At 68.5% G+C, this 3542-nt stretch carries 2 protein-coding genes and 2 pseudogenes; 2 read left to right on the top strand and 2 right to left on the bottom strand.

What is annotated here, in order from left to right; all coding sequences use genetic code 11:
• Nucleotides 1-136 precede the first annotated feature (136 nt).
• Nucleotides 137-376 (top strand): annotated as a pseudogene (locus tag MJ785_RS22455) (group II intron maturase-specific domain-containing protein); the annotation flags it as partial.
• 238 nt (nt 377-614) lie between these two features.
• On the opposite strand, the gene MJ785_RS21120 reads toward MJ785_RS22455, so the two are convergent.
• Nucleotides 615-1466: a hypothetical protein gene (locus tag MJ785_RS21120; RefSeq protein WP_239382548.1), complete on the bottom strand. Its 852-nt coding sequence runs from the start codon at nt 1464-1466 to the stop codon at nt 615-617.
• A gap of 102 nt (nt 1467-1568) precedes the next feature.
• On the opposite strand from MJ785_RS21120, the gene MJ785_RS21115 reads away from it, so the two are divergent.
• A complete protein-coding gene (locus MJ785_RS21115) occupies nt 1569-2990 on the top strand; it encodes an IS1380 family transposase (RefSeq protein WP_239382546.1) in 1422 nt (473 codons plus the stop codon).
• A gap of 310 nt (nt 2991-3300) precedes the next feature.
• Here MJ785_RS21115 and MJ785_RS21110 read toward each other — a convergent pair.
• Nucleotides 3301-3542: pseudogene (locus MJ785_RS21110) on the bottom strand (hypothetical protein); the annotation flags it as partial.

Below are 3542 nucleotides of genomic sequence, written 5' to 3'. Positions count from 1 at the left end.
AAACACATCATCATGTCCGGTAACCGCCTCGGTCTCGAACGGCTGACCGGGAACGTGTGGTACGGCCGGCTCGCGCAAGCTGGCAGGTGAAGAACGTCGGAGAGCCGGATGAGGGAGAACCTCATGTCCGGAATCGATGGGGGGCGGCTGGAAACGGGGAACTGCCATGGCTCGCCGGGATGAGAAACGCATGGGAAACCGTGCGGTCAAATGTACCGGACGCCTACAGCCTATAGTTCTACCGCGCCAGTCGCCTACCCTACATCGGGGAGTGGTGTCCAGCAAGACCTTCGGTGAGCTGGACAACTATGTGTGGAAGCTCACCTGGCGGTGGGCCAAGCGCACCCACTCCGGGAAGCCGAAGCGGTGGGTCGCCCGCCGCTACTTCGGCAGGTTCGACACGTCGAGGAACGACCGATGGGTGTTCGGCAACCGTGCTGGCGCTGATGAGCACGGCAGCGTTCCCCACCTGGTCAAGTTTGCCTGGACTCCTATTGTCCGGCACCAGATGGTCACCGGTGCGGCATCGCCTGACGATCCGGACCTCCGTGACTACTGGGCCTCCCGGCGGCGGCGGGTTAAACCCCCGTTGGACAGCTACAACCTGCGCCTGCTCACCCGGCAGGCCGGCCGCTGCCCGCTCTGTCGCGATCATCTGCTTGCCGTCGACCAGCCACCCCAGTCTCCTTCGGAGTGGGAACGCTGGTGGCTGAGCGTGGTCCGACGGGCAATCGCCGCCGAGTACCTCGTCCATCACCGCGAGAATGGCACGCCGGAAAGGAACCGAACCCGCTTGATACATGCCTCCTGCCACCGCGAGCTCCAAGCCCGCAAACGCAGGAAGCCCGCGCTTCAACCCGCAACGCTCTCGCGGCTTGCTTGAGCCGTGTGCGTCGACGAGGCGCCCGCACGGTTCTGAGGGGGCCGGAGCGCGGCAACGCGCTCCGGCTACCCGACTCGGCGAGCAGGCATTGCGCGGTGCAGCGGTCAACCCCGGGGATCGTGTCCAGCAGGGCGACCTTCTCCTCGAAAGGGGGGATCACCCGGTCGATCTCGGTCGAGAGCCGGTCGATCGCCTCGTCGAGGTAGTCGACCTTCGCGAGAATCTCCCCGATGATCAGGCCGTGGTGGCCGCTGAAGAAGCCATTGAGTGCCTGCCGTAGCGTGGGGATCTTGCTGCGTAGCCGGCCGCGGGCGAGTTCCGAGAGGACCTCCGGGTCGGTGCTCCCCGCGATCATCGCCTCGAGGATATCCCGGCCGGACTTCGTCAGGATCGAGGAGGACACCGACGACAGCGTGATACCCGCGTCCTGTAGGAACTTCTCGAGGCGCTGGACCTCCCGGGTCCGCTCCTCGATCTGCGCCTTGCGATACCGCGTGAGGTCCCGCAGTTCCCGGATCGGCTGCGGCGGCACACAAGAAGGCCGGACCAGGCCGTACTCGACCAGCCTGGAGTATTCAGTCAATTTCTGGTTGATCTAGACCCTGGATGCGGAAAGGTGCCCCTGACCTGGGACAATGCGGGTATCTGAGGCCCAATTGTCCAGTAGATCAGGAGCACCTCGCAGGTGAAGTCTACGCAGTGGTCGAACGGTATGTACGCCACGGTCGGCGGCCAGGGGATCACCAGCCGTGCCGGCACCGCCGGCGCCCGGATGCTCATGGACAAGGTCGGGATGCCCGCGGCGATCACCGCCGCGCTCGCCGGCACCACGGCCTACCCGGGCCACGACCGCGGCCGGGTGGTGACCGACCTCGCCGTCACGATCGCCGACGGGGGGACCCGGCTCGATGACGTCAACGCCCTGGCTGACCAGGGCGAACTGTTCGGCCCGGTCGCCTCGGTGGCGACCGGCTGGCGGGTGCTCGCGGAGACCTCCGGCCGGCTCGGCGAGATCGCCGCCGCCCGCGCCGAGGTCCGCGCCCACGTCTGGGAACAGATCGCCGCCCGGCACGGCGCGATCCCGCCGTCCACGGTCGCCGGCACCGACCTCGGCGACGTCGTCGTGCTCCGCGTCGACGCCACCATCGTGATCGCGCACAGTGACAAGGAAGGCGCCGCTGGCACGTTCACGAAGACCTACGGCCACCACCTGCTGACCGCCTGGTGCGACAACACCGGTGAATGCCTGGTCCTGAAGCTCCGGCCCGGCAACGCCGGGTCGAACACCGCCGACGACCACATCGAAGTGATCAAGGATGCGATCGCCCAACTCCCCGAGACCCACCGCGGCAAGCTGCTGATCACCGTCGACGGCGCCGGATCCAGCCACGCCCTCGTCCGTTTCCTCGACCGGCTCGGCAACGACCCCGGCCATCCCGAACGAACCGTCTACTACGCCGTCGGTTTCGATGTCGACGACCGGGTCCGCTCGGTCGTCGGCGAGGTCCCGGAGACCGTCTGGGCCGCCGCCGTGCGCACCGACGGCGAACCGCGACGCAACGGGCAGGTCGCCGAGCTGACCGGCCTGCTGCGCGAGGGCCCGGACGGCGACCGGTACCGCAACTGGCCGAAGACCCTGCGCCTGATCGCGCGGCGCGAGCGGCCCGCACCCGGCGCGCAGCTGTCCCTGTTCGAGCAGCACGCCGGTTTCCGTTTCCAGGTCACCGCCACCAACCTGCCCACCGGCCACCAGGTCCCGTTCCTCGAAGCCGTCCACCGCCTCCAGGCGAGGGTCGAGGCGTTCATCCGCCGCGGCAAGGACACCGGCCTACGCCGGCTCCCGTCGAAGAAGAAGACGATCAACCTTGGATGGTGTGTCGCGGTCGCGATGGCCTGCGACCTACTCGCCTGGCTACGTCTGCTCACCCTCGACGGCGAACTCGCGAAGGCCGAGCCGAAGACGCTGCGCTACCGGGTCCTGCACGTCGCCGCGAGGATCATCCGCTCCGGGCGGCGCCGCGAGATCCGCATCCCCGAGACCTGGCCCTGGGCCCATCAGATCGCCGCCATGGTCGACCGGATCCAGGCCCTGCCCGCCCGCGCTTGACCACGCCACGACCCCGTCCCGACCCCAGCACCACCCCCGGCCCGTGGAGCCGGCGCCGACCCGGTGCGACACCCGGGCTACTGCCCCGCCCGTAACACGATTTCCATCATCAACCAGGCAGCACCCGCCAGATCAACGATCAACGGTCAAGATCTGAACGATCGAGGCGAGGAACACGACCGGGCGCAGCGCGATCGGAACGGGACGGGAATGCGGGGTCATGCGGCCTGCGCGGCCGGCCACGGCCAGCCGACGTCGGGGGAGCGGTTGGAGGTCCTCAGCGCGGGGGTAACGGCAGGACGAGTGATCGTCATTGGCGCAGGGCCCCCGGCCGGACGTCGTTGTGGCGGGTGCTGCTGTGGTGTCGGTCCTTCACACCATGTCCCGGGGGCGGGCGGTGCCAGTCGTCGAGTACACGTAGCCGATCGATGACCCGTTGTAGGACGACCGGGTCACTGTCGAAGGCGACCGGACGGGCGGGAGCAGGTACGGGCGTGGGCGTACGGGTCGCCAACGCCGCGGTGCTGCAGGCGGGGACGGCCCGCGTCATCG

Origin of the sequence: Protofrankia sp. CiT1 (genome assembly GCF_917627335.1) — a bacterium.
In the GTDB taxonomy this organism is placed as follows: Bacteria; Actinomycetota; Actinomycetes; order Frankiales; family Frankiaceae; genus Protofrankia.
This window is presented reverse-complemented; position numbering and strand designations above follow the sequence as displayed.